Origin of the sequence: Streptomyces sp. SAT1 (genome assembly GCF_001654495.1) — a bacterium.
In the GTDB taxonomy this organism is placed as follows: Bacteria; Actinomycetota; Actinomycetes; order Streptomycetales; family Streptomycetaceae; genus Streptomyces; species Streptomyces andamanensis.
In genome coordinates, this window is the sequence record NZ_CP015849.1 from 419363 (window position 1) to 441158 (window position 21796).

At 73.9% G+C, this 21796-nt stretch carries 13 protein-coding genes and 1 pseudogene; 6 read left to right on the forward strand and 8 right to left on the reverse strand.

The annotated features are described in order from the left end of the window. Positions 1-3: 3 nt before the first annotated feature. From A8713_RS34790 to A8713_RS01740, 4 genes and pseudogenes are all read right to left on the reverse strand, one after another. A pseudogene (locus tag A8713_RS34790) lies at positions 4-1556 on the reverse strand (FAD-binding oxidoreductase). Then, on the reverse strand, positions 1553-3226 hold the full coding sequence (locus tag A8713_RS01730; protein ID WP_064531067.1) for a glycerol-3-phosphate dehydrogenase/oxidase: 1674 nt from the start codon (positions 3224-3226) through the stop codon (positions 1553-1555). The pseudogene A8713_RS34790 and the gene A8713_RS01730 overlap by 4 nt, the downstream one beginning before the upstream one ends. Positions 3227-3295: 69 nt before the next feature. Next, positions 3296-4840: an FGGY family carbohydrate kinase gene (locus tag A8713_RS01735; protein ID WP_064531068.1), complete on the reverse strand. Its 1545-nt coding sequence runs from the start codon at positions 4838-4840 to the stop codon at positions 3296-3298. Between the two features lie 90 nt (positions 4841-4930). Continuing rightward, positions 4931-6373 carry an MFS transporter gene (locus tag A8713_RS01740; RefSeq protein ID WP_064531069.1) on the reverse strand — a complete coding sequence of 481 codons (1443 nt, stop codon included), beginning with the start codon at positions 6371-6373 and terminating at the stop codon, positions 4931-4933. Between the two features lie 228 nt (positions 6374-6601). Here A8713_RS01740 and A8713_RS01745 point away from each other — a divergent pair, with 228 nt between their 5' ends. Further along, a complete protein-coding gene (locus A8713_RS01745) occupies positions 6602-7309 on the forward strand; it encodes a TetR/AcrR family transcriptional regulator (RefSeq protein ID WP_064531070.1) in 708 nt (235 codons plus the stop codon). Positions 7310-7410: 101 nt separating this feature from the next. Next, positions 7411-8976 (forward strand): MFS transporter, encoded by a 1566-nt coding sequence (locus A8713_RS01750; RefSeq protein ID WP_107440762.1) that lies wholly within the window; start codon positions 7411-7413, stop codon positions 8974-8976. An 84-nt stretch (positions 8977-9060) separates the two neighbouring features. On the opposite strand, the gene A8713_RS01755 is transcribed toward A8713_RS01750, so the two are convergent. The 4 genes from A8713_RS01755 to A8713_RS01765 all read right to left on the reverse strand — a co-directional run bounded on the left by A8713_RS01755 (position 9061) and on the right by A8713_RS01765 (position 15124). Further along, positions 9061-11019, reverse strand: coding sequence for a bifunctional metallophosphatase/5'-nucleotidase (locus A8713_RS01755; protein WP_064531072.1), 1959 nt, complete (start codon positions 11017-11019; stop codon positions 9061-9063). A gap of 136 nt (positions 11020-11155) precedes the next feature. Continuing rightward, positions 11156-12427 carry an MFS transporter gene (locus A8713_RS01760; protein ID WP_237305284.1) on the reverse strand — a complete coding sequence of 424 codons (1272 nt, stop codon included), beginning with the start codon at positions 12425-12427 and terminating at the stop codon, positions 11156-11158. Positions 12428-12756: 329 nt separating this feature from the next. After that, positions 12757-13632, reverse strand: a complete 876-nt coding sequence (locus tag A8713_RS33435) for a hypothetical protein (RefSeq protein ID WP_159393062.1) — start codon at positions 13630-13632, stop codon at positions 12757-12759. Positions 13633-13837: 205 nt separating this feature from the next. Beyond that, positions 13838-15124, reverse strand: coding sequence for an AAA family ATPase (locus tag A8713_RS01765; protein WP_064531073.1), 1287 nt, complete (start codon positions 15122-15124; stop codon positions 13838-13840). Positions 15125-16373: 1249 nt separating this feature from the next. On the opposite strand from A8713_RS01765, the gene A8713_RS01770 reads away from it, so the two are divergent. From A8713_RS01770 to A8713_RS01785, 4 genes are all read left to right on the forward strand, one after another. Then, positions 16374-17864: a glycoside hydrolase family 3 protein gene (locus tag A8713_RS01770; RefSeq protein WP_079158797.1), complete on the forward strand. Its 1491-nt coding sequence runs from the start codon at positions 16374-16376 to the stop codon at positions 17862-17864. A 294-nt stretch (positions 17865-18158) separates the two neighbouring features. Beyond that, positions 18159-19190 (forward strand): phytanoyl-CoA dioxygenase family protein, encoded by a 1032-nt coding sequence (locus A8713_RS01775; protein ID WP_064531075.1) that lies wholly within the window; start codon positions 18159-18161, stop codon positions 19188-19190. Beyond that, positions 19187-20533 (forward strand): DUF6271 family protein, encoded by a 1347-nt coding sequence (locus A8713_RS01780; protein ID WP_064531076.1) that lies wholly within the window; start codon positions 19187-19189, stop codon positions 20531-20533. Before A8713_RS01775 ends, A8713_RS01780 begins: the two co-directional genes overlap by 4 nt. After that, positions 20530-21795, forward strand: a complete 1266-nt coding sequence (locus tag A8713_RS01785; protein WP_064531077.1) for a type III PLP-dependent enzyme — start codon at positions 20530-20532, stop codon at positions 21793-21795. The genes A8713_RS01780 and A8713_RS01785 overlap by 4 nt, the downstream gene beginning before the upstream one ends. Position 21796 lies beyond the last annotated feature (1 nt).

Genomic DNA, 21796 nt, shown 5'->3' on the forward strand with positions numbered 1-21796 from the left:
GGGTCAGGAGAGCGGCGGCGTACCGAAGCGGCTGGAAAGTCCCAGCTTGCCAGGGTTGAGGATGCCGGCCGGGTCCAGGGCGGCCTTGACCGCGCCGAAGGTGGCGAAGCCGGCGCCGAGGGAGTCCGCGACGTAGGGGCCGCGCAGCAGTCCGCAGCCGTGGTGGTGGCTGAGGGCGGCGCGGTGGGCGACGAGGACGGCGTTGGCGGCGTCCCACACCGCGCGGTACCAGGTGCGGCGGTCCTCGGGGCCACCTCGCCGCGCAGCGAGAAGTAGACGCAGGCGCCGTCGGTGTAGGCGTGGGACTGGTGGGCGGAGGCGGCGAGGGTGCCGGGCACCGCCTCGACGGCGGCCACCACCTCGTCGTAGATGGCGGGCAGGTCCCTCCAGGAGGCGGCCATCTCCAGGGTGTCGGCGACGAAGCCGGGGCCCGGGGTGAAGCCGTCGGAGGACTTGCCGACCAGCATCCGCTCGTCGAGCCAGCGGGCGAAGACGGCCTCGGAGTCGAGTTCGGGGCCGTGGGCGGAGCAGACGGCGGCGGCCACGTCCATCGAGGCGTCGACCACGGCCGCGTCGCCCTCGTCGGCGATGAGCAGCAGGTTGGTGTCCGGGTGACCGAAGTGGGTGCCGGACTCCAGCTTGTCGTACAGGCGCAGCACGGCCGGGGTGGCGCCGCGCTGGAGGATGGCGCGGCAGGCGTCCAGGCCCTCGGCGAAGGTGTCGAAGCCGTAGGCGAGGGCGCGGGCGTACTCGGGCAGCGGGTGGACGCGCAGCCGGGCGGAGACGATGACGCCGAGGGTGCCCTCGGAGCCGATGAACAGCTGGCGCAGATCGGGGCCGACGGCGGCGCGGGCGTAGTCGCCGTAGGTGGCGCGGGTGCCGTCGGCGTGCACGACGTCGACGCCGACGACCATGTCCTCGATCTTGCCGTAGCGGGTGGAGAGCTGTCCGGCGCCACGGCAGGCGATCCAGCCGCCGACCGTGGACAGGGCGAACGCGGACGGCCAGTGGCCGGTGGTGACGCCGTACTCCTCCTGGAGCTGCTTCTCGAAGAGGTCACCGAACATGCCGGCCTGTACGTCGACGACGTTGGAGGTGGCGTCGAAGCCGGTGATCCGGTCGAGGCCGCACAGGTCGAGGACGACGCCGCCGAAGACGGGCAGCGCGGCGCCGGTGACGTTGGAGCGGCCGGCGGAGGGGGTGACGGGGATGCCGGCGTCGTGGCAGATGCGCAGGACGGCGGCGACCTGGTCGGCGTCGGCGGCCTCCACGACGACCGCGTCCGGGGTGGCGGGGCGGCCCTCGGTCTCGCCGATCATGGATCCGGCCCACCAGTCGCGGGTGCGGGCGACGACCTCGGCGCGTTCGGTGTGGACGGCGCGGGCGGCGCCGCGCAGCGCCTCGACGACGCTGTCGGGGACCTGGACCGGGTCGTTCTGGAGGGCCGCGGGTCCGTCGCCCACCGGGGTGTTCCGGGCCCACTTGGCGGGGCTGGGCGCGCCGACCGTGTAGTTGCCGCGGTTGAACGGGTGGGTGATGGTCTGACGGCTGATCATGCTGCTGCCCCTTCGAGGAGGATGGACCGTTCGTGACGGACGGAGGAGAGGTAGTCGGCGACGGAGCGCTCGATCTGGGCCTGGCTGAAACCGAGTTCGGCGCCGAGGAGTTCGCCGACGGCCTGGGCTGCGCCGGCGGAGGCGTCGCGGGCGAACAGCCGGGCGCGGGTGCGCCGGGACAGGACGTCGTCGACGGAGCGGGCCATCTCGGCGCGGGCGGCGTAGACGACCTCGGCGCGGGTGTAGGGCAGGCCGGGGACGACCGGTTCGGCGAGGGTGGGGTCCTGCTGGACGAGGTCGCCGACGAAGCGGGCCTCGGTGCCGTAGCGTTCGCCCAGGTGGGCGGCGAGTCCGCCGGAGGCGGCCACGGCCTCGGCGTCGTAGCCGGCGCCGCCGAGCAGCGGCAGCCGGGCGGTGCGGCTGCGGGCGCTGCGGCCGAGGACGGTCATCACCTTGTCGATGACGAGTTCGCCCATGTGGCGGCTGGTGGTCAGCTTGCCGCCGGTGACGGTGACCATGCCGGTGCGGCCGATCGTGATGTGGTGGTCGCGCCGCATGTCGAGGGTGGCGCCCTCCTTGCCGCCGACCAGCGGGCGCAGTCCGCCGATGGAGCCGACCACGTCGTCCGGGGTGAGCTTGCCCTCGAAGGCGGTGTTGGCCCCTTCGAGCAGGAACTCCATCTCCTGGCGGGTGCAGTGCACGTCGTCCGGGGAGCCCTGGTAGTCCTCGTCGGTGGTGCCGAGGACGACGGTGTTGCCCCAGCGGGTGCAGGTGGCGCGGCGGGCGCGGCCCGGGATGGGCACGGTGACCGTGCAGTTGATGCGCACCTTGTCCCAGGGGACGACGATGTGGACGCCCTTGGCGGGCCGCACCTGCGGGGCGTGTCCCGCGTCGGCCTGCGCGTCGAGTTCGTCGGTCCACACACCGGTGGCGTTCACGACGGCGTGCGCGCGTATCTCGAAGGTGTCGCCGTCGGCGGTGACCTTCGCCCCGGCGACCCGGCCGCCGCTCATGAGCAGTCCGTCGGCGCGGACGCCGTTGAGGACGGTGGCGCCGAGCGCGGCCGCGGTGCGGGCGACGGTCAGCACCAGGCGGGCGTCGTCGGTGCGGGCGTCGAAGTACAGCAGGCCGCCCTTGAGGTTCTCGGCGCGCAGGGTGGGGGCCTGCGCGAGCACCTCGGGCACGGTGAGCCGCTGGTGCAGCTTGCCGATGCGCCAGCCGCCGACCAGGTCGTACGTCCACAGCAGGCCCTCGAAGCCCTTGGCGAGGCGGGCGTCGAAGACGCCTTCCTTCTCCAGGACCGGGAAGAGGAACGGCAGCCGGTGCACCAGGTGCGGGGCGTTCTGGCGGAAGCGGTGGCGTTCGAGGAGGGAGTGGCGGACCAGGTTGACGTTGCCCTGCTCGATGTAGCGCAGACCGCCGTGGACCATCTTCGAGGACTTCGAGGAGGTGCCGGAGGCGAAGTCGTCCTTCTCGATCAGCGCGGTGCGCAGCCCCCGGGAGGCCGCGTCCAGGGCGGCGTAGGCACCGGTGATGCCGCCGCCGACGACGAGGACGTCGTAGGTGTCGTCGGCCAGCCTGCGCCTGGCCGCCGCGCGGTCGAGCAGCAGCGGGGCTCGACGGGTCGCCGCGGCGGAGCGCCGCGGCTTCCGGGCGGGCATGGTGATCACAACATCAACTCCTGGGTGGTTCGGTGCGCGGTCCTCGGGCGGTCCGCGCGTGACGGCACGGGGGTGCCGTCAGTGGGGGGTCGGTTCGGGTGTGTCGAGGTGGTGGTCGAGCAGTGCGCGCCAGTCGGCGCGGCGTGCGGCGCGTCCCGCGGTGTCCAGGGCGGGTTCGAAGGTCCGGCCGCGCGGCTGGGCCTCGACGACCTCTTCCAGGGAGGTCCACAGGCCCTGGGCGACACCGGCGAGGTAGGCGGTGCCGCGCAGGCTGGCGGTGGCGGAGTCGGCGACGCGTTCGACGGCCAGCCCGGTCAGGTCGGCCTGGGTCTGCATCAGCGGGTCGCTGCCGGAGACGCCGCCGCCGACGCGCAGCCGGCTGAGCGGGGCGCCGAGGGTGCCGGCGACGCCGTCGACGAGGTCGCACACGGAGTGCGCGATGCCGTCGAGGACGGCGCGGGCCAGGTCGTCGCGGGTGGTGGCCAGGGTCAGTCCGGTCAGGGCCGCGGTGGCGCCCGGCCGCCACAGGGGCGTACGGACCCCGGCGAAGGCGGGCAGGAAGCGGGGGCCGGCGTCCGGCCGGGCGGTGGCGCGGCCGGCGGCCTCGCCCAGTTCGCGGGGCGAGTCGAACAGGCGCAGGTCCTCGCAGAGCCAGCGCAGTGCGGAGCCGACCGTGGAGGTGTACGCCTCCAGGCTGTAGTGGGTGGTGTCGCCCTGGCGGCGGCCTGGCTGGGCGACGACCCCGGCGATGCCGGGGCGGGGCAGGGCGGGCGCGGTGCCGGTGGCGGCGTCGACGAAGGCGCCGGTGCCGAACATGCCCATGGCCTGTCCGGTGGCCAGGCCGCCCAGGGCGACGAGCGCGGCGTGCTGGTCGCCCATGGAGGCGGCCACCGGCACCCGCACGCCGAGCACCGAGGGATCGGTCTCGCCGAACACGGCGTCGTCGGCGAGCAGGTCGGGCAGCAGGTCGAGGGGGAAGCCGAGCGCGTCGGTCCACTCCTCGTCCCAGGCGTGCGCGGTGAGCAGATAGCCGCCGGTGGAGGCGGCGTTGGTCGGGGTGGTGGCGTGCACGGCGCCGCCGGTGAGGTGCCACATCAGCCAGGTGTCCACGGTGCCGAAGCGCAGGCGCCCGGCGCGGTGGGCCGCGGCCACCCCGGGGTGGCGGGCGAGTTGCCGGGCGGCCCACAGGAACGGGGAGCGGGAGCCCACCGGCCGCCCCTGACGCACCGTCAGCACACTGTCCCAGCGGGCCTGGAGACCGGCCAGCTCGGTGGCGTGGCGGCGGTCCTGCCAGACGACGGCGGGCAGCAGCGGCAGTCCGGTGGCGCTGTCCCACAGCATCGCCGTGGCGCGCTGGGTGCTGAGCGCGACGGCGGTGACGGTGATGCCGTCGCGGCGGGCGAGGGCGACCGCTTCGCGCGCCACGTCGAGGGTGGCGGTCCAGATCTCCACCGGGTCCTGCTCGACGCAGAGGTCGTCGGGGTGGCCGACCTCGATCGCCCGGTAGCGGACCTCGTGGGCGGAGCCGTCCTCCAGGACGAGTCCGGCCCGGGTGCCGGTGGTGCCCTCGTCGAGGGCCAGCACGGCGCGGCCCGTGCGGGCGCGGTGCGGTGACGTCTGCATCTGTGCGGCTCTTTCCTCGTGCTGCGTACGGCTGCGTACGGGCCTGCTGCGGCGGCGGTGGCGGTCCGGCCGTCCTGCCGGACCCGCCGGTCAGCCGGTGGCGGCGGTGGCCTCGGGGGTCGCGGAGGCGGGGGCACCCTGGTCCGCGTCCGGGTCCGGGGCGGCTCCGGCGGACTTGATCGGGTCCCACTTGATCATCAGGCAGGTGATCAGACCGAGCAACGGCACCGCGGACAGCACGAGGAAGGTGTGTCCGAGGCCCAGGGCATCCTTGATCTGCGGGAAGACATACAGTCCGACGACGCTGCCGAAGCTGCCGACCATGCCGGTGACACCGGTGCCCAGGGCCCGTACGTCACTGCTGTAGGAGAGGGCGGCGATCGACTTGCCGTTGGCGCCGGGACCCGCGGAGTGGGTCAGGATGAACAGCACCGGCAGCAGGAACGCCACGGCGGTGGGCACCTTGTTGAAGGTCAGCCCCATCAGCACCAGCGCCACGAAGACCCCGGCGAAACCGGCGGCCGAGCTGAGCCGCAGCCCGAGCCTGCGCCCGCAGTAGGCGGAGGCCAGGCCGCCGATGATGCCGAAGGCGTTGAAGACCATCGATCCCACCGTGGCCTTCTCGAAGCTCTCGCCGAAGATCGCCAGGCTGATCAGGGGCAGGTACCAGCCGACGGCGAAGTACTGCATGGACTGGCCGAGGGAGATCACCGAGGAGAGCACGGTGCGCGGCAGATAGGCGCCCTTGAAGAGCACGCCCGCCTGGCGCATGCCGACGTCGCCGTGGCGTTCGGCGGCGCGCGCGGAGGCGGCGGGGGTGCCGGCCTCGGCCTTGATGCCGTAGATGCGGTCGAGGCTGCGCACGGCGTCCGCGAGGCGCCCCTTCCCGGCGAGCCAGGCGGGGCTCTCGGAGAGCATGACGGCCTGGGCGGCGAGCAGCGCGAGGGCGACCGCGCCGGCCGAGCCGACGGACCAGCGCCAGATGTCGGAGCCGACGTCGAGGTGGAAGAAGACCAGGGCGAGCGCGAGGTTGCTGGTGCTGGCGACGTACCAGACGGCCTGCCACAGGTTGAGCCGGCCGCTGAGCTTCTTCGGGGTGTACTCGGCGAGCAGGGCCATGGCGACGGCGAAGTCGATGCCGTAGGCGACGCCGACCAGGACCCGGCCGAGCCAGACGGTGGTGAAGCCGCCGGCGAAGGCGGCCAGCAGGGCTCCGGCCAGCGCGAACACCTTCGCCAGCAGCAGCGGGGGGACCCGGCCGATGCGGGTGGCGAGCCAGCCGCCGAGCGGGTTGAAGACGATCGCCAGCGCGGGCGCGGTGGCGGTGAGCACCGAGACCTGGGTGCTGCTCAGCTCCATCTGCGCGGTCATCGGTCCGAGGCCCGCGCTCAACGCCGCGTTGGAGTAGGCGTCGAGGAACAGTCCGCCGAAGACCAGGTACCAGATGACCCTCGCCCGCCCGGAAATTCTTCCCAGCCCGTCGATGAGGGCCACGACGTCGGCGACGCCGTTGACGCCTGGACGCTGTGCCATGAGTCCGCCTTAGGGGAAGACCTGCCGGCGGCACGCGGGCACGAAAAAACAGGCACGACGACGCCACCGACAGGTGGTCTTTGTCTGTGCCTGCCCAAGCTCCGCGGAAAATCCGGCGGAAGCTGGGATGACGTTAAGGACAAGTAACCGGTGCCGTCAAGAGTCCGCGGGCAGCGGGATCGGCACCGACCCGGGCCCGAATTTGCACGGCATGCATTTTTGCATACCATGCACGTCATGGCGGAGAAGGAAGCAGCGGCAGGGGCCCGGGGCGGGCTGCGGGAGCGGAAGAAGCGGGCGACGCGCACCGCTCTCGCCGAGGCAGCGCTGCGGCTGGCCGCCGAGCAGGGCGTCGACCGGGTCACCGTGGAGGCCATCAGCGCCGCCGCCGGTGTCTCGGTGCGTACGTTCTTCAACTACTTCGAGTCTCGGGACGACGCCTTCCTGCTTCTGGACGCGGACGCCGGCGCCCGGGTCCGGCAGGCCGTGCTCGACGCGGACGCCGCGCTCTCCCCGCTGGAGGCCGTGCGCGACGCGGTGGCGGCCGAGCTGGTCGGGGTCGAGCAGAGCCACGAGCTGTGGACCCTGCACGCCGACGTCCTGCACGCCGCGCCGCATCTGCTGGTGCGCAGCCTGGGCGCCCACATGGCCGACGAGACCCGGCTGGCCGAGGCCATCGCCGAACGCCTGGCCCCCGCCGCCGGAACCGGCGCCGGACCCGGCGCCGACTCCCCCGGCCCGGACGCCGCAGGACAGCCGGACGCGGCCCGGCCGCTCGGCCTGTACCCGCGGCTGGTGGCGGCGATCGCGAGCACCGCCGTACGGGTCAGTGTGGAGCACTGGCGCTCCCGCCGGCAGGAGGCCGCCTTCGCCGACGTCTTCCGCGAGGTCTTCGAACTGCTCGGCGCCGGGCTGCCCACACCGCCCCGCCCGTAGCGCCCGCGCCTCCCCCTCCGTACCCGCATCACCCGTTCGACCATGCCGAAAGAGCTGACGTGACCACACCCCAGGCGTCCGAGCAGGCGCCTCCCACCGCCATGACCAACCGGCAGATACTCCAGGCCATGTCGGGCCTGATGGCCGGCATGTTCGTGGCGATCCTCGCGGGCACCGTGGTGTCCAACGCGCTGCCCACGATCATCGCCGACCTCGGCGCCAGCCAGTCCGCCTACACCTGGGTCGTCACCGCGGAACTGCTGTCCATGACCGCGACGGTGCCGCTGTGGGGCAAGCTGTCGGACCTGTACAACAAGAAGCTGCTGCTCCAGCTCTCGCTCGGCATGTTCGTCGTCGGGTCGCTGCTGGCGGGCTTCTCGCACGGCGTGGGCCTGCTGATCTTCAGCCGGGTGGTGCAGGGCATCGGCGCCGGCGGCCTGACCGCGCTGGCCCAGGTCGTCATGGCCTCGGTCATCCCGCCGCGCAGGCTCGGCAAGTACGCCGGCATGTTCGGCGCCGTGTTCGCCGTGGGCACGGTGGCCGGACCGCTGGTCGGCGGTGTCCTCGTCGACACCTCGTGGCTGGGCTGGCGCTGGTGCTTCTTCATCGGGGTGCCGTTCGCGCTGCTCGCCATCGTGCTGCTCCAGCGCACACTGACCCTGCCCACGGTCCGCCGCGAGGTCCGCATCGACTTCCTCGGCGCCTTCCTCATCGTCGGCGGCGTCTGCGCGCTGCTCATCTGGGTGTCCCTGGCCGGCAACCGGTTCGACTGGGCGTCCTGGCAGACGGCCGCGCTCACCGGTGGCGGTGTGCTGCTGCTGGTCGCCGCGGTCTTCGTGGAGGCGCGCACGGCCGAGCCCGTCATCCCGCTCAACATCTTCCGCAACCGGACGGTGACGCTCACGACGGTCGCGAGCCTCTTCGTCGGTGTCGCCATGTTCGGCGGCACGGTCTTCCTCTCGCAGTACTTCCAGGTGTCGCTGGGCAAGTCGCCCACGGTCGCCGGTCTGATGAGCCTGCCCCTGATCCTCGGCCTGCTGGTGTCGTCCACCGTGGCGGGCCAGGTGATCAGCAGGACGGGCAGGTGGAAGCGGTACCTGGTGGCGGGCGGCGTCACGATGACCGTGGGTCTCGCCCTGCTGTCCACCATCGACGCCGACACGCCCTTCGCGCTGCTCAGCCTCTACATGGCGGTCCTCGGCATCGGCGTCGGCCTGCTGATGCAGAACCTGGTGCTGGCGGCGCAGAACGACGTCCCCGCCACCGAACTCGGCGCGGCCACCTCCGTGCTGTCCTTCTTCCGCAGCATGGGCGGCACCGTCGGCACCAGCGTCCTCGGCGCGATCCTCGCGCACCGCGTCACCACCGAGCTGGCCAAGGGCCTGAAGGCGGCCGGTGTCACGGCCCCCGGCGGGCAGGGCGAGGGCGGCGGGGGCGGCGTCCCGGACATGAAGTCCCTGCCCGCTCCCATGCGGTCCCTCGTCGAGCACGCCTACGGGGTGGCCACCGCCGACCTGTTCCTCGTCGCCGCGCCCTGCGCGCTGCTGGCGCTGATCACCGTGGTGTTCATCAAGGAGAAGCCGCTGAAGACCACCAGCGGCATGGAGCGCCTGGCCGAGGAGTCCGCCGCCGAGCCGGGCGAGGCCGCGCAGGCGCCGGTCGTCTGACCCCGCCGACGCCCGTACGCCGAAGGGAGCAGTGCCGGTGCGCACCGCTCCCTTCGGCGTACGCCGCCGTGCCGCGCGCGGTCCTCAGCAGGGGACGCGGAACCCGTGCTCCGTGCCGTCGGCGCGGGCGAGCTGCGCCGCCTCGGCGCGCGAAGCGGCCGCGGTGCCGTCGGCGCGCAGTGCGGCGCGGGGCGGGGCGACCTGTCCGACCCGGGCAGCGGCGGCGGACGCGTTCTTGACGCTCACCCGGTCCAGGGCGGCCGGGGCGAGCACCTTGCGGCTGCGGACGTACGCCACGAAGCTCTCGAAGTCCCTTGTGTGGCGCACCGGTTCGGTGAAGCCGGCGAAGGCGGTGAACCCGTCGGCGCCCAGCAGGGTGTAGGCGGTCGCCGCCAGCCGGTAGTGACGGGCGAGGTCCAGCGGGCGCCCGTCGACGAGGACATCGGCCGGGTCGACACGGTCACCGGCCGGGCCGGCCGCGTCGAAGGCACAGCGCACGTTGTGCGACACGGCCAGCGGCGCGAAGCGCAGGGTGCCGTCCGGCGCCTCGGTCCACTGCTGCTCCAGCGCGTCGTGGAGCTGGGCGCCGGTGACGGTGACGGTCAGAATCGGGTCGCCGTAGCCGAGGCTCTGCCAGGCCTGGCCGAGGGTGACGGTCCCACCGGACGCGGTGTCCCGCACGAGGTCCCTGGCTATGATGCTCTGCCCGGTCCGCGGCGCGGCCACGATCAGGGCGAGTTCGGCCGGGGTGTTCGGGTGGGTGTTGCCGTCGTTCATCGGGCCGAGCGGCTGCCGCCCGGCCCACAGCGCCCAGTCGGCGGCCAGATCGCCCATGGTGCTCTCGCCGCTGTCGTCACGTGCCCGGGTGAAGGAGGCGGTCTGCCGGCCGATGGGCGTACGGGCACGCCGGGCGGCGTAGCCCTCCCAGTAGTCGGCGATCTGCTGGACCTCGCGGTCCGGGGCGATGTCACGGGTGTTGGGGTGGTTGACCGAGGTGGTCAGGGCGCGGACGACCTTGCCGGTGCGCGGGTCGAGGCGCAGGCTGATCTCGTTGATCAGCTGACCGTGGCAGCCCGCCTCGACGAAGGGCCGGGGGACGCCGTCCGGGTCCGGGACCATCATGGTGAAACGGCAGTGCCAGTGGCCGGTGACGATGGCGTCGATGTCCGGGGAGACCTTGAGCGCCAGGTCGTAGGCGGGGCCCGAGGGGTTGCTCCCGGTGGTGAAGTCGCTCCCGGCGACCGCGCCGTCGTGCATGCTCAGCACGATCGCGTTGACGCCGCGCGCCTTCAGCTCGGCGGCGCGGCGGTCGACGGTGGTGATCTCGTCCAGCGAGGACAGCGCGGGCTGGTAGGAGGTGGGTCCGGTGTCGGTGCCCACGGCCGTCAGATGGATGAACCCGATGGGCAGTCTGCGTCCCCGTCCGGCGTCCACCCATTCGATGTTGTACGGCGGCAGCACGGTGCGGCCGGTGCGCGTCCAGACCATGTTGGCGCTGTAGTAGCGGAAGTCCGCGCCGCGGAAGCGCCGCCCGGTGGAGTCGGGGAACGCGTCGTCCACGCCTATCCTCGGGAAGGGGACGCCGTCCTGCATGTGCGCGTTCAGGAAGGCCGGTGACTTGTCGAACTCGTGGTTCCCGGCGGTCGCGAAGTCCAGTCCGAGCCGGTTCAGCGCCTCGATGGTGGGCTCGTCGGCGAGGCTCTCGGCGTCGAACTCCCAGCCGGAGAAGAGGTCTCCGGGCGCGAAGAAGAGCGAGTTGCGGCGGCCGTCGCGCAATCTCTCCAGATGCGCGGCCAGATAGCCGACGCCGCCCACGGTGTACTGCTTCCCGGCGGCGCCGGTGACGACGGCGGTACTGCCCGGCGCCGCCTGCAAGTAGCCGTGCAGATCGGTGATGTTGAGCAGTTGTACGTCCACCAGGTCGTGCGCGGTGCCCGCGTCCCTGGCGTCGTCGGTGGCGTAGGCGGGTGTGCCGACCGCGGCGGCGGTGACGGCACCGCCCGCCGCGGTCAGGAAGGTGCGCCGTCCGAGCTCTCGTGCCATCTGGCCCTCCGGGTCATGGGAGCGACCACGGGAGTCAACCGGCCCTCCGGGGCCCCGCGGTCACCGTCGGGCGGACCGCACATGAACAGTGGGCGGACGGGACGGGTGAACCGCGGTCGGACAAAGCGTGCTGGTGCTACTTCCTTACCCACCGGCGCAGTTGGACGCTCCAGACGACGGCGGCGGCCAGCGCGACGGCCACGACCGCGCCGGACATGCCGGCCCGGACGCCGAAGCGCACGGTGAGCGCGCTCGCCACCAGCGCGCCCAGCGGCACGCCCAGGCCGGAGGAGAGCATGCGGCGGGTGGTGTTGACGCGGCCCTGGAGCGCGTCCGGGGTCACTTCCTGCGAGTACGTCATGGTGTTGACGAGGACGACGAGGTAGGCCGAGCCCCACGCGGCCAGCGCGAGCGCGGCGAGCCGCCAGTCCGGGGCGCGGACGACGGCGAGGCCGAGCAGCGCCCCCGCCGGGAGCACCCCGAGCAGCAGCGGGAAGGCGGCGAAGCGGCGGCGCAGCCGGGGCAGCAGCAAGGACCCGCCGATGCCTCCGGCGCTCCACGCCATGTACAGCAGCCCGATCCGCCCGTCGGACCCGTGGATGCCCAGGCCCCGGTCGGCGAAGACGACGAGCTGGCCGACGATCGCCCCGCCGGAGAACGACTGGAGGGTGCCGACCACGGTCATGACGCGCAGGGTGGGGTGCCGGCGCAGGAAGCGCAGCCCCTCCCGGACGGACTCGGTGAACGCCGGGCGCGGCGGTGGTGGCGCGGTGGTGCCGTGCGCCGCTGCGGTGCCGTGGGTGCTGTGGGTGCCGTGGGTGTCGTAGGTGCCACGGGAGACGGCCCGGACGAGCAGCGCGGACACGGCGAACGACAGGGCGTCCAGCGCCAGTGTCCCGGCCGGCCGGAGCACCAGGATCAGGCCGCCCGCCAGCGCGTTCCCGGCGATCCGTACGACGGTCTCCGTCCCCTGGAGGGAGCTGTTGGCGGCCGCCAGTCTCTCCTTGCCGACGATGTCCGGGACGACTCCGTAGACGCCAGCGTCGAAGAAGAGGCCGAGCCCGGCCGACGCGAACGCGACGACGAGCAGATGCCCGCCCGTCAGCATGCCGAGGGCCGAGGCGAGGGGTACGGAGGCGAGGCAGGCCGCGTTGAGCCAGTCGCTGACGATCATCAGACGGCGCCGGTCCGTCCGGTCCGCCACCGCGCCCGCGATCAGTCCGAAGACCACATAGGGCAGGGTCCCGCAGGCCGCGACCAGGGACACCATCAGGGGCGAGTGCGTCTGCTGGAAGGTCAGCACGGGCAGCGCCACCGCGGTGACGGCGGAGCCGAGCCCGGAGGCCGCGCGCGACATCCAGAAGTGGCGGAAGCCGGGAACACGGCGCAGGGGCACGCTCTTCTTCACGTCGACTTCTTTGCTGAGCAAGGTACTTGGCGGTTCCGGCGGGCGCTGGGGCGAGGACGTCACAGGGGCTCCCGAAGGGGTGGGTGGGCCGCGGCCGGGCCGCGGCGGACAGGTGGTCGTCCGGCGGCGCCGTGGCGGCGTCACCGGGGAGGGGAAAACAGCGAAACCCCACTGGCGGGAGCCAGCGGGGTGCGTCGTGCGGGTGTGCTGTACAGATGTGCTGTGCGGGTGGTCGGCCGTGGCCGCCGGTCCGCTGCCGGGAGGCCGGTCGCCGTCGCGTACGCCCGCAGGTCCGTGTGCGCGCTCAGAAGGGCGCCGGATCATCGGTTTCAGGGCGGTGAGATCCGCGACCGCTCGGTCGTACCGAGCCCGGGACGACGAGGTGCCCCGGGGAATCGGACGAAGAATAGCAGGTGCGGGGTCGAGCGGGCCGTCCGGACGATTCCGACCAGGGGAGGTTGCGCTGTTCGCCGAGGTGGTCGGCGAGTCCGCGCAGGCCCGCGTCGGCTGCGGCCTCCCAGCGGTCCAGGGCGATGTCGGCGACGCGTTCGGCCTCGCAGCCGTCCTCGAAGAGCGGCTCCGCGCAGCGCCGTTCGGCGCAGACGCCCCGGCGCGCCGAAGCATCCACGGCGGGCCGCCTCCACCGCGTCCAGGGCTTCCGCGTACCGCCGCAGGGCGATCAGCAGCCAGGTGCGGTGCAGGTGCGGCAGCCAGGCACGCGCGGCCGACTCGTCGGTGACGGCGGCCGGTTCGGCGCGCAGCGAGGACTCGGCCGGCACCAGCGGGGCCCGGCCGCGCAGGTGGAACGGCTCGGCCTGCGGCAGGGCCGTCTCGGGATCCACCACGGGCACCGTCCCGGCCGTCGCGGCCCGGCGGGCGAGGGCTTCGCGTGCCCGCGCGGCCGGGTCGAGCGCGGCCGGTCGCCCGTCCGGACCGCTCACGACCGGCCGGGCCATGCGGTGCACCAGCGGGCCGCGACCCTGCTGGGCCAGTTCGAGCATGAGGACGGTCTCGTCGTCCGCCCCGAACAGGTCGACGGTGCCGCGCGCGGCGGTCTCGGCCTTGGTCCACTCCCGCTGGGCGAGCCGTGCCGTGCAGTCACCAGAGTGCCCTCGCCCAGGGGGGTCCGCAGCAGGCGCAGCGGCACGGTCGGGCGGGCCGCCTCGCGCCAGGCGTGGAGGGCGGTCGCCGCGGCGCTCTCCCACCGGCCCGCCGACACCTGCAACCCGCCTTCCTCCAGCTTGAGTTCGGCGATCCGCCACCTCGTCCCGTCCAGTCGCAACCGCAGCTCGGGCTCCACCGCGGGCCCCGCCTCCGCGGCCCAACGTGCACCAGCCGCCGCCGGCCTGCCCCGGAGCGGTGCGGAAGTCGCCGGGGACCGGATGTCCCCGGCGCCGCTGATCCGGCTGTCTAGGCCGCCGGGGCGTGCAGGCCCGATGGTCCGGGGACGCAGTGGGCGGTGTAGAGGCGGACGGCGTCGTGCAGCCGGTAGCGGGTCCCTCCCCCGTCGCCGGTGCCGCTGACGTGGGTCACCTGGCGGTAGAGCAGTTCGTCGAGGAGGTCCACCGCGTGCTCCCTGGACGGGGTGACGCGGGCCATCACCTCCGCGGCGCCGAAGTCGCCGCGCAGGTCGACGAGTCGGTGCAGCGGGGCGGCGATGTGCGCGGGCAGTGCCCGGTGGTAGGCGGCGACACTGTCCTGGAGCGACAGGTCGCCGACGCGCAGGAAGCGGATCCGCTGCTCCTCGTCGGCCAGGCGATGGGCGAGGTCGCGCAGCGAGCGGTGGGGACGGGTGGAGAGCCACAGGCCGGCGATGTGCAGGGCCAGCGGCAGCCGGGCGCAGAACTCGACGACGGCGGTGGCGGCCGGGCGTTCGGCCCGGGTGCGGGCGGCTCCGACGAGGTCCTCCAGCATCTGGTGGGCGTCGGCGCGGCCGAGTGCCCCGACGTGGTGCGAGAACTGCCCCGGCAGCGCGGGCAGTTCGCGGCGGGCGGCCACCAGGACCGCGCTGCGCACGTCGTCCACGAGCAGGGGGCGCACCTGGGCCTCGGTGTCGGCGTTGTCGAGGACGACGAGCACCCGGCGCCTGCTGAGCATGTCCCGCAGCCGTGCGCCCGCCTCCTCGGGGCCGTCCGGGTCGGGGGTGCCGCCCAGCGACCGCAGCACGCGGCGGACGAGCCGGTCGGGGGTGAGCGGGGCGGAGGCCGGCGGGTGCAGGTCGACGAAGATCTGCCCGTCCGGGAACCGGGCGCGCAGGGCGTGGGCGGCGCGCAGGATCAGGGAGGTCTTGCCGGCGCCGGGCGGTCCGACCACGACCGCGAGCCGCTGGTGGTCGGGGCGTTCACGGGCCGAGAGATGGGCGTGCAGGGAGTCGACGAGCGGCTGCCGGCCGGCCAGCCGGGGGCGGGGGGCCGCGGGGAGTTCGGCGGACAGGGCCGCGGGCCGTGGTGCGGGGCGCTGCTCGGGGCGGGGGGTGCGCAGCAGGTGCCCTACCTGGCCGGGTGGCAGGCCGAGGGCCTGGGCGAGCAGGCGCAGGGACTGCTTGCGGGGGCGTGCGGTGTGGCCGGTCTCCAGATTGCGGATGGCCCGGACGCTCAGCCCGGACCGGCGGGCCAGGTCCTCCTGGGTGAGGCAGGCCGCCTCCCGTGCGTCGACCAGGGTCGCCGCGAGCGCGTCCAGGGTGATGGTGTCGGTCACGTCATGCCCATCTCGTCGTGCTTGTCATGACATCTCTGGATCGGTGTGTCGTGGGGTGCGGAAGTCGGTGGGCCGGGAGGGGGGAGGGCGCGCGGGCAGGGGCGTGGGGGGCGGCGCGGTGGTGGTTCGGCGGCGGGCGGTTCGTCAGGGCGTCGCGCGGGCGCGGTGGCGGGGACGAGGCCGGGCGCGGCGGGCCCGCACCTGCGGGGTGCCGCCGTCGCGCGCGGGACGGGAACGGCGTGGATGGGAACGGCGCGGGTGAGGACGGTGTGGGCGTGACGGCGCCGGGCCGCCGTCGGCGCGGCGCCGGGGCGCGGCCGGTGCCGCGAGGACGGGCGCGTCGGCCGGTCCGGTCGCGGCCGGGCGGGCGCCGTGGTCCTCGGCGGGCGGGGTGTGCGGCGATCCATGGTCGGGGGGCCTGCGGTGCGGGCCGGGGCGGCGGCGCGCCGACCGGTGCGGCACAGTCCCCGACGACCCGGGGACCGTGCGCGTGCCGCGGGTCCCGGGGGTGCCGGGAGCCTCGTCCGTGCCAGGGGTCCCGGGGGCGCGGCCGGACGGTGGCCGGCGTCCGCCCGCGCGGTCGCCCGGCGTCCGCCGTGCGGCGGTGCGCGAGGGGGCGGGCCGGAGGGCGAGCCATGGTTCGGCGGGCCTGCGTAAGCGGGGCACCAGCGCCTCCGTCGTTCAGAACGTGCTGCTCTTGCGGTTGCGTTCGGGCACCCGAACGGCACGGCCGTGGCAGGCCGCGCACCGGGCGCCGATGACATCGTTGGCCGCGGCCCGCCTTCCCGGCCGCCTCAACGGCCTCCCGTTATAGCCCTCAACCAGCCATTGGTCCAGTCCAGTTGAGTGAACCACGGGTCGGCCGTGCCCCTTCGGGCACACCGGTGCACGACCGGCCCCGACAGCGGGTTCCCGGTGGTCGGACCTCCTTGACGCCGGGTAAAAGTCTAGGCCAAGCTCGCCGGTGAAGGTCTACACCAATCGGTGCCGGGCCCCGTTCACCGACCCGACGGTGATGCGCAACGGGCCCTGCCGACAGGCGTACACCGGCGCACGACCTGTAGGAGGGGGCCCTGCCGCACGTTCGCGAGGAGACCGTGCCGGCGCCGTCCCCGGCGACGAGCGGGACGGTGCCGACGACCGGGCGGCCGCCCGTTCGGGGGCGTCGTTCCGGCCGGTCGCCCCACCCCGCAAGGCAAGGCTGTGAGCGCGGTCCGAGCGACGGCGCCGCGAAAGGATGACGCCCCCGATGACCATGAGTGCCACCGGCAACGAGTCCCTGTCCCGCGACGCCCTCGCGGTGCTTCAGCCGGGTTTCGCCGGCACCACGGCGCCCGACTGGGTGCACCGCCGTATCGACGAGGGCCTGGCCGCCGTCGCCCTGTTCGGACGCAATGTCGCCACCGCCGGCCAAGTGGCCGAGCTGACCGCGCGGTTGCGGGCGCAGAAGGACGATCTCCTGGTCGCGATCGACGAGGAGAGCGGTGACGTCACCCGGCTGGACGTGCGGACGGGATCCGCCTTCCCGGGCAACCACGCGCTCGGCGCGGTCGACGACACGGACCTCACCCGGCGCGTCGCGCGCGAGCTGGGCCGCCGCCTCGCCGAGTGCGGCGTCAACCTCAACTGGGCGCCGTCCGCCGACGTCAACGCCGACCCGGGCAACCCCGTCATCGGCGTACGGGCCTTCGGCGCCGACACCGACCTGGTGGCCCGGCACACCGCCGCCTATGTGCGCGGCATGCAGTCCAGCGGCGTCGCCGCCTGCACCAAGCACTTCCCCGGCCACGGCGACACCAACGTCGACTCGCACCACGCGATACCGCGCATCGACGTCGACGCCGAGACGCTGTACAAGCGCGAACTGGTGCCGTTCCGCGCCGCCATCGAGGCCGGCACCCGGGCCGTCATGAGCGCGCACATCCTGGTGCCCGCCCTCGACCCGGAGCGCCCCGGCACCCTCTCGCACCGGATCCTCGTCGAGCTGCTGCGCGGTGAACTCGGCTACGACGGGCTGATCGTGACCGACGGCATCGAGATGCAGGCCATCTCGCGCGCCTACGGCCTGGAGCGCGGCGTCGTGCTGGCCATCGAGGCGGGCGCGGACGCGATCTGCGTCGGCGGCGGACTGCACGACGAGGCCACCGTGCTGAACATGCGTGACGCGCTGGTCGCCGCCGTGCGCGGGGGCGAACTGTCCGAGGAGCGGCTGGCGGACGCCGCGCGGCGGGTGCGCGAGCTGGCCGGCTGGACGGCGCGGGTCCGTGCGGAGGCCGATGTCGCGGCCGACGAGGAGGTGGGGCTCGTCGCCGCCCGCCGCGCGCTGGCCGTCACCGGCGAGGCGGCCCGCGTGGACGCGCCGGTCTACGTCGCCACGTTCAACCCGGCCCCGAACATCGCCGTCGGACACGAGACGCCCTGGGGGGTCGACGCCGAGCTGGAGCGGCTGCTGCCGGGCACCACGACCGGCACCTTCACCGACGCGGAGGCCGGCCCGGACGCCGGGGCCGCGGCCCTGAAGGCGGCGGGCGAGCACCGGATCGTGGCCGTGGTGCGCGACGAGCACCGGCACCCGTGGATGCGGTCGGCCCTGGACACGGTGCTGGCCGCACGCCCGGACACGATCGTGGTGGAGATGGGCGTCCCGCAGTCCCCCGCGCGCGGCGCCGTGCACATCGCCACGCACGGTGCGGCCCGCGTGTGCGGGATGGCCGCCGCCGAGCGCATCGTCGCGGGCTGACCGGCACCGGCCGGCCCACCACCGCCCGGCACACCCGGCGGCGGAACACCTCACCAGGGCGGCGCGGTACCTCCGCGCCGCCCTTCGGCATACCGGCAGTTCCGCTTGGGCGCGGCCGACGACCGGCACTTCACAGGCACTTGGGGGCAGCTTCGGCAGACCCGCGTTGACACCACAAATGGTCTAGTCCACCTTGGGAGGGCCTCGGTTCGACCAGCGCGCACAGCGACCACCGCGCAGAGCCGAGTTCCGGCCGTTCGGCCCCGCACGCACCACACGCCCTGGAGTGATCCCATGCCGGAATCCGCCCCGTATCTGCATCGCGCTCCCTCGGCCCGCCCCTACTTCAGCTCGGACGGCGAGACCTACCTCGCCCAGACACCGCTGCGCGACATCGAGAAGTCCCGGCCGCTGCGCGTGCTGTCCGAGGAGGACTTCGCCTTCTGGCAGACCTACGGCTACGTCGTCGTCCGCGACGCCGTCTCGCCGGGCGCGGCCAAGAGCCTGCTGGAGTTCGCCTGGGAGTTCCAGGGCCTGGACCCGGACCGCCCCGAGACCTGGTACGAGGAACGCGAGTTCCGCTCGGACCTGGACCGCGACCTGCACGTGTACGGCTTCGTCGAGGCATACCACCACCAGCTCCTGTGGGACAACCGGCAGGACCAGCGGGTCTACGACGCCTTCGTGGACGTGTGGGACTGCGAGGAGCTGTGGGTCACCCTCGACCGGCTCAACCTCAACCCGCCCAACCGGGGCAACCGTTCGCGCTCGCTGATCGCCCCCACCGACGAGGGTTTCGACATCGAGCTGCACTGGGACGTCGACACCACGCTCGGTGTGCTGCCGCAGCGGGTGCAGGGCATCCTCGCCCTCAACGACACCGACGCGGCACTCGGCGGCTTCCAGTGCGCGCCCGAGCTGTTCCGGCGGTTCGAGCAGTGGCGCATCGAGCAGCCGCAGGACCGCGACCCGATCCGGCCGGCCGTCGACCGCGCCGAGTTCCCGGTGGTACGGCCCGAGCTGCGCGCCGGTGACCTGCTCATCTTCAACGGCCTGCTGGCGCACGGGGTCGCGCCCAACGTCTCCGAGCGGGGCGTGCGCGCCGCGCAGTACCTCTCCATGATGCCCGCGCTGGAGGAGCACGAGCAGCTGCGGCGCTCGCGCGTGGAGTCGTGGCGCACGCTCAGCACCCCGGACTGGAACCCGACGCTGCTCGGGGACGCCGTCCGGCCCGAGGCCGACCGGTACGGCCCGGCCACCCTGAACGACCTGGGCCGCAAGCTGCTCGGGCTCGACACCTGGAGCGGACGCGAGGACGCCGAGTGACCGGGCCGAACGCACCCGAGCGGATCTGCCTGGCCCTGCCCACCAACAGGGCGTGCTCCCCCACCCTCGCGGCCGTCGCAGCCGAAGCCGCCTACGCGGCGGCGCACTTCGGCGTCGAGGTCCACCTGCTCGTGCTCGACTCGTGCGACGAGCCGACCCGCGCCGAGCACGCCCGTGTCCTGGCCGGGCTGCCCGCCGCGCCGGGTGTGGTCACCCACCACCTCGACGAGGACCGGCAGCGGGTCTTCCTGCGGCGCGTGATCGAGCGCTCCGGACGTGCCGACGCCGGCCGGCTGCTGTCGCTGCTGCTGCCGGACGACGTCTCCTACGGCGCCTGCACCGACCGGGTGTTCCTGATCGCCGCCGCCCTCGGCTGCCGCTCGGTGCACCGCAGGGACTCCGACAGCGCCTACCAGACCTTCGAGGGCGCGCCCGTCTTCCCCGTCCACCACGAGGCGGCCGCGCTGGGCCGGCCCGCCGCGCAGGTGACGGCCCTGGTGTCCGAGACGGTGCTCGACCCGGCCCTCGCCCGGCGTCCCGTCTCCATGGCCGGTGCCTCGTTCATCGGTGAACTCTCCGTGGACATCGGTGAGATGGCCGAGCTGGACGCGGCCGTCCACCACGACGTGGTGAGCCTGTGGGCGCCCGGCCACTGGTCCGAGGAGAGCCGGCGGGAGCTGGTCGAGGAGTCCTTCCGGGGCGCCGGGACCGATCCGTTCACCGGCGACCGCTCGACGCTGACGCTCGTCGACCCCATGCGGGTCGACATGTGCAACATCGCCTTCAGCCGCGCCGTGTACGAACGGGTGCCGCTGCCCCCGGCCACCCGCACCATCGGCAGCGACTACTTCCTCATCCACCTGGTGCACGACGCCACCCTGCCCGGGGTGCTGCACAACCGGCACATCGAGAACTTCTACACCCCGGAGCGGCGCACGGACGCCGGGTTCCACGCCTACCAGACGCGGTTCGTGAAGTTCCTGCTGTCCATGCTCTACTTCCACTTCGTCTACGACCGGATGGCCGCGGCGGGCCCCGCCCTGCTCGACGGCGAGCAGCGGGTCCGGCCCGAGGCCGTCGCCGCGCTGCTGCGCGAGAGCACGCGTCTGGACCGGGACGAGAATTTGTGGCGCCTGGACCGCGTCGACACCGCCTACCGCAAACTCGGCGGCCGGTACGCGCAGTTCGCCGAGTCACTGAGCACACGGCGCGAGCTGCTGCTCGACGAGGCCGTGCGCGACATCGAGGAGTTCGCCCTGCTGACCGACTCCTGGGCGGCGCTCACGCGCGCGGCCCGTGAGGACGCGGCCGGGCCCGACGGGACCGGGAGCACCAGCGGGTGAGCACGGACGACGTACCGGCGCGGCTGGCCCGCGCCCTGGCCGCCGCGGACTCGGACCGCCTCGTCTACGACCTCGCCGGGATCAGGGACCAGTACCGGCGTCTGCTGGCCGAACTCCCCGGTGTGCGCGTGCGCTTCGCGGTGAAGGCGTGCCCGGTCGACGAGGTGCTGGACTGCCTCGCCCGCGAGGGCGCCGGCTTCGACGCGGCGAGCCCCGCCGAGATCGGGCAGGGCCTCGCCAGGGGCGTGCCCCCGGAGCGGATCCACTACGGCAACACCGTGAAGTCCGACGCGGCGATCGCCGAGGCGTACCGCCTGGGTGTGCGCACCTTCGCCACCGACAGCGTCCAGGACGTGGCGGCCCTCGCCGCGCACGCCCCCGGCTCCCGTGTCTTCTGCCGGCTGGCCACCACCGGCCAGGGCGCGCTGTGGGGGCTGAGCCGCAAGTTCGGCTGCTCGGCCGAGGACGCGGTGCGCGTGCTGGAGACGGCCCGCGCGGCGGGACTGGTCCCGGCGGGGCTGTCCGTGCACGTCGGCTCGCAGCAGATGACGGCGGAGGCGTGGCGGGACGCGTTCGACACCCTCGCCGACGTGCTGACGGCACTCGACGAGCGGGGCATCGTGCCCGATCTCGTCAACCTGGGCGGCGGGCTGCCCGCGCTCGGCTATCTCGACCGGCACGGCCAGCGGCTCGATCCGCCCCTGGACAAGATGTTCGCCGTCGTCCGGGAGGGCATGGAGCGGCTGCGCGAGGCCAGTCCCGTGCCCCTGGACTTCGTCATGGAGCCCGGCCGGCACCTGGTCGCCGACCACGGCGCGGTCCGCGCGCACGTGTACCGGCTGACCGCCCGGCAGCAGCCCGGCGGCGCCACCGCCCGCTGGCTCTACCTCAGTTGCGGCAAGTTCAACGGCCTCTACGAGATGGACCAGCTCTGCCACCGGCTGGTCTTCCCCGGCCACGCCGGCGCTCCGCTGGTGCCCGCGGTGGTCGCGGGCCCGACGTGCGACAGCGACGACACCTACGGCGCGGACGGCCACCGGACGCCGGTTCCGGAGGACCTCGCCTCCGGCGACCCGGTCTGGATCCTGTCCGCCGGTGCCTACGCCACCAGCTACATGACCCAGGGCTTCAACGGGTTCAGCCCGCTGGACTGTGCCACCACGGACACCGCGCCGGACGCCCCGGCGGGCACGGCGGCGGACGCGCTGCCGTACGCCGTGCCGGGCACCTGGGTGGCGGCCGGGCCGGAGGGGACGCACTGAC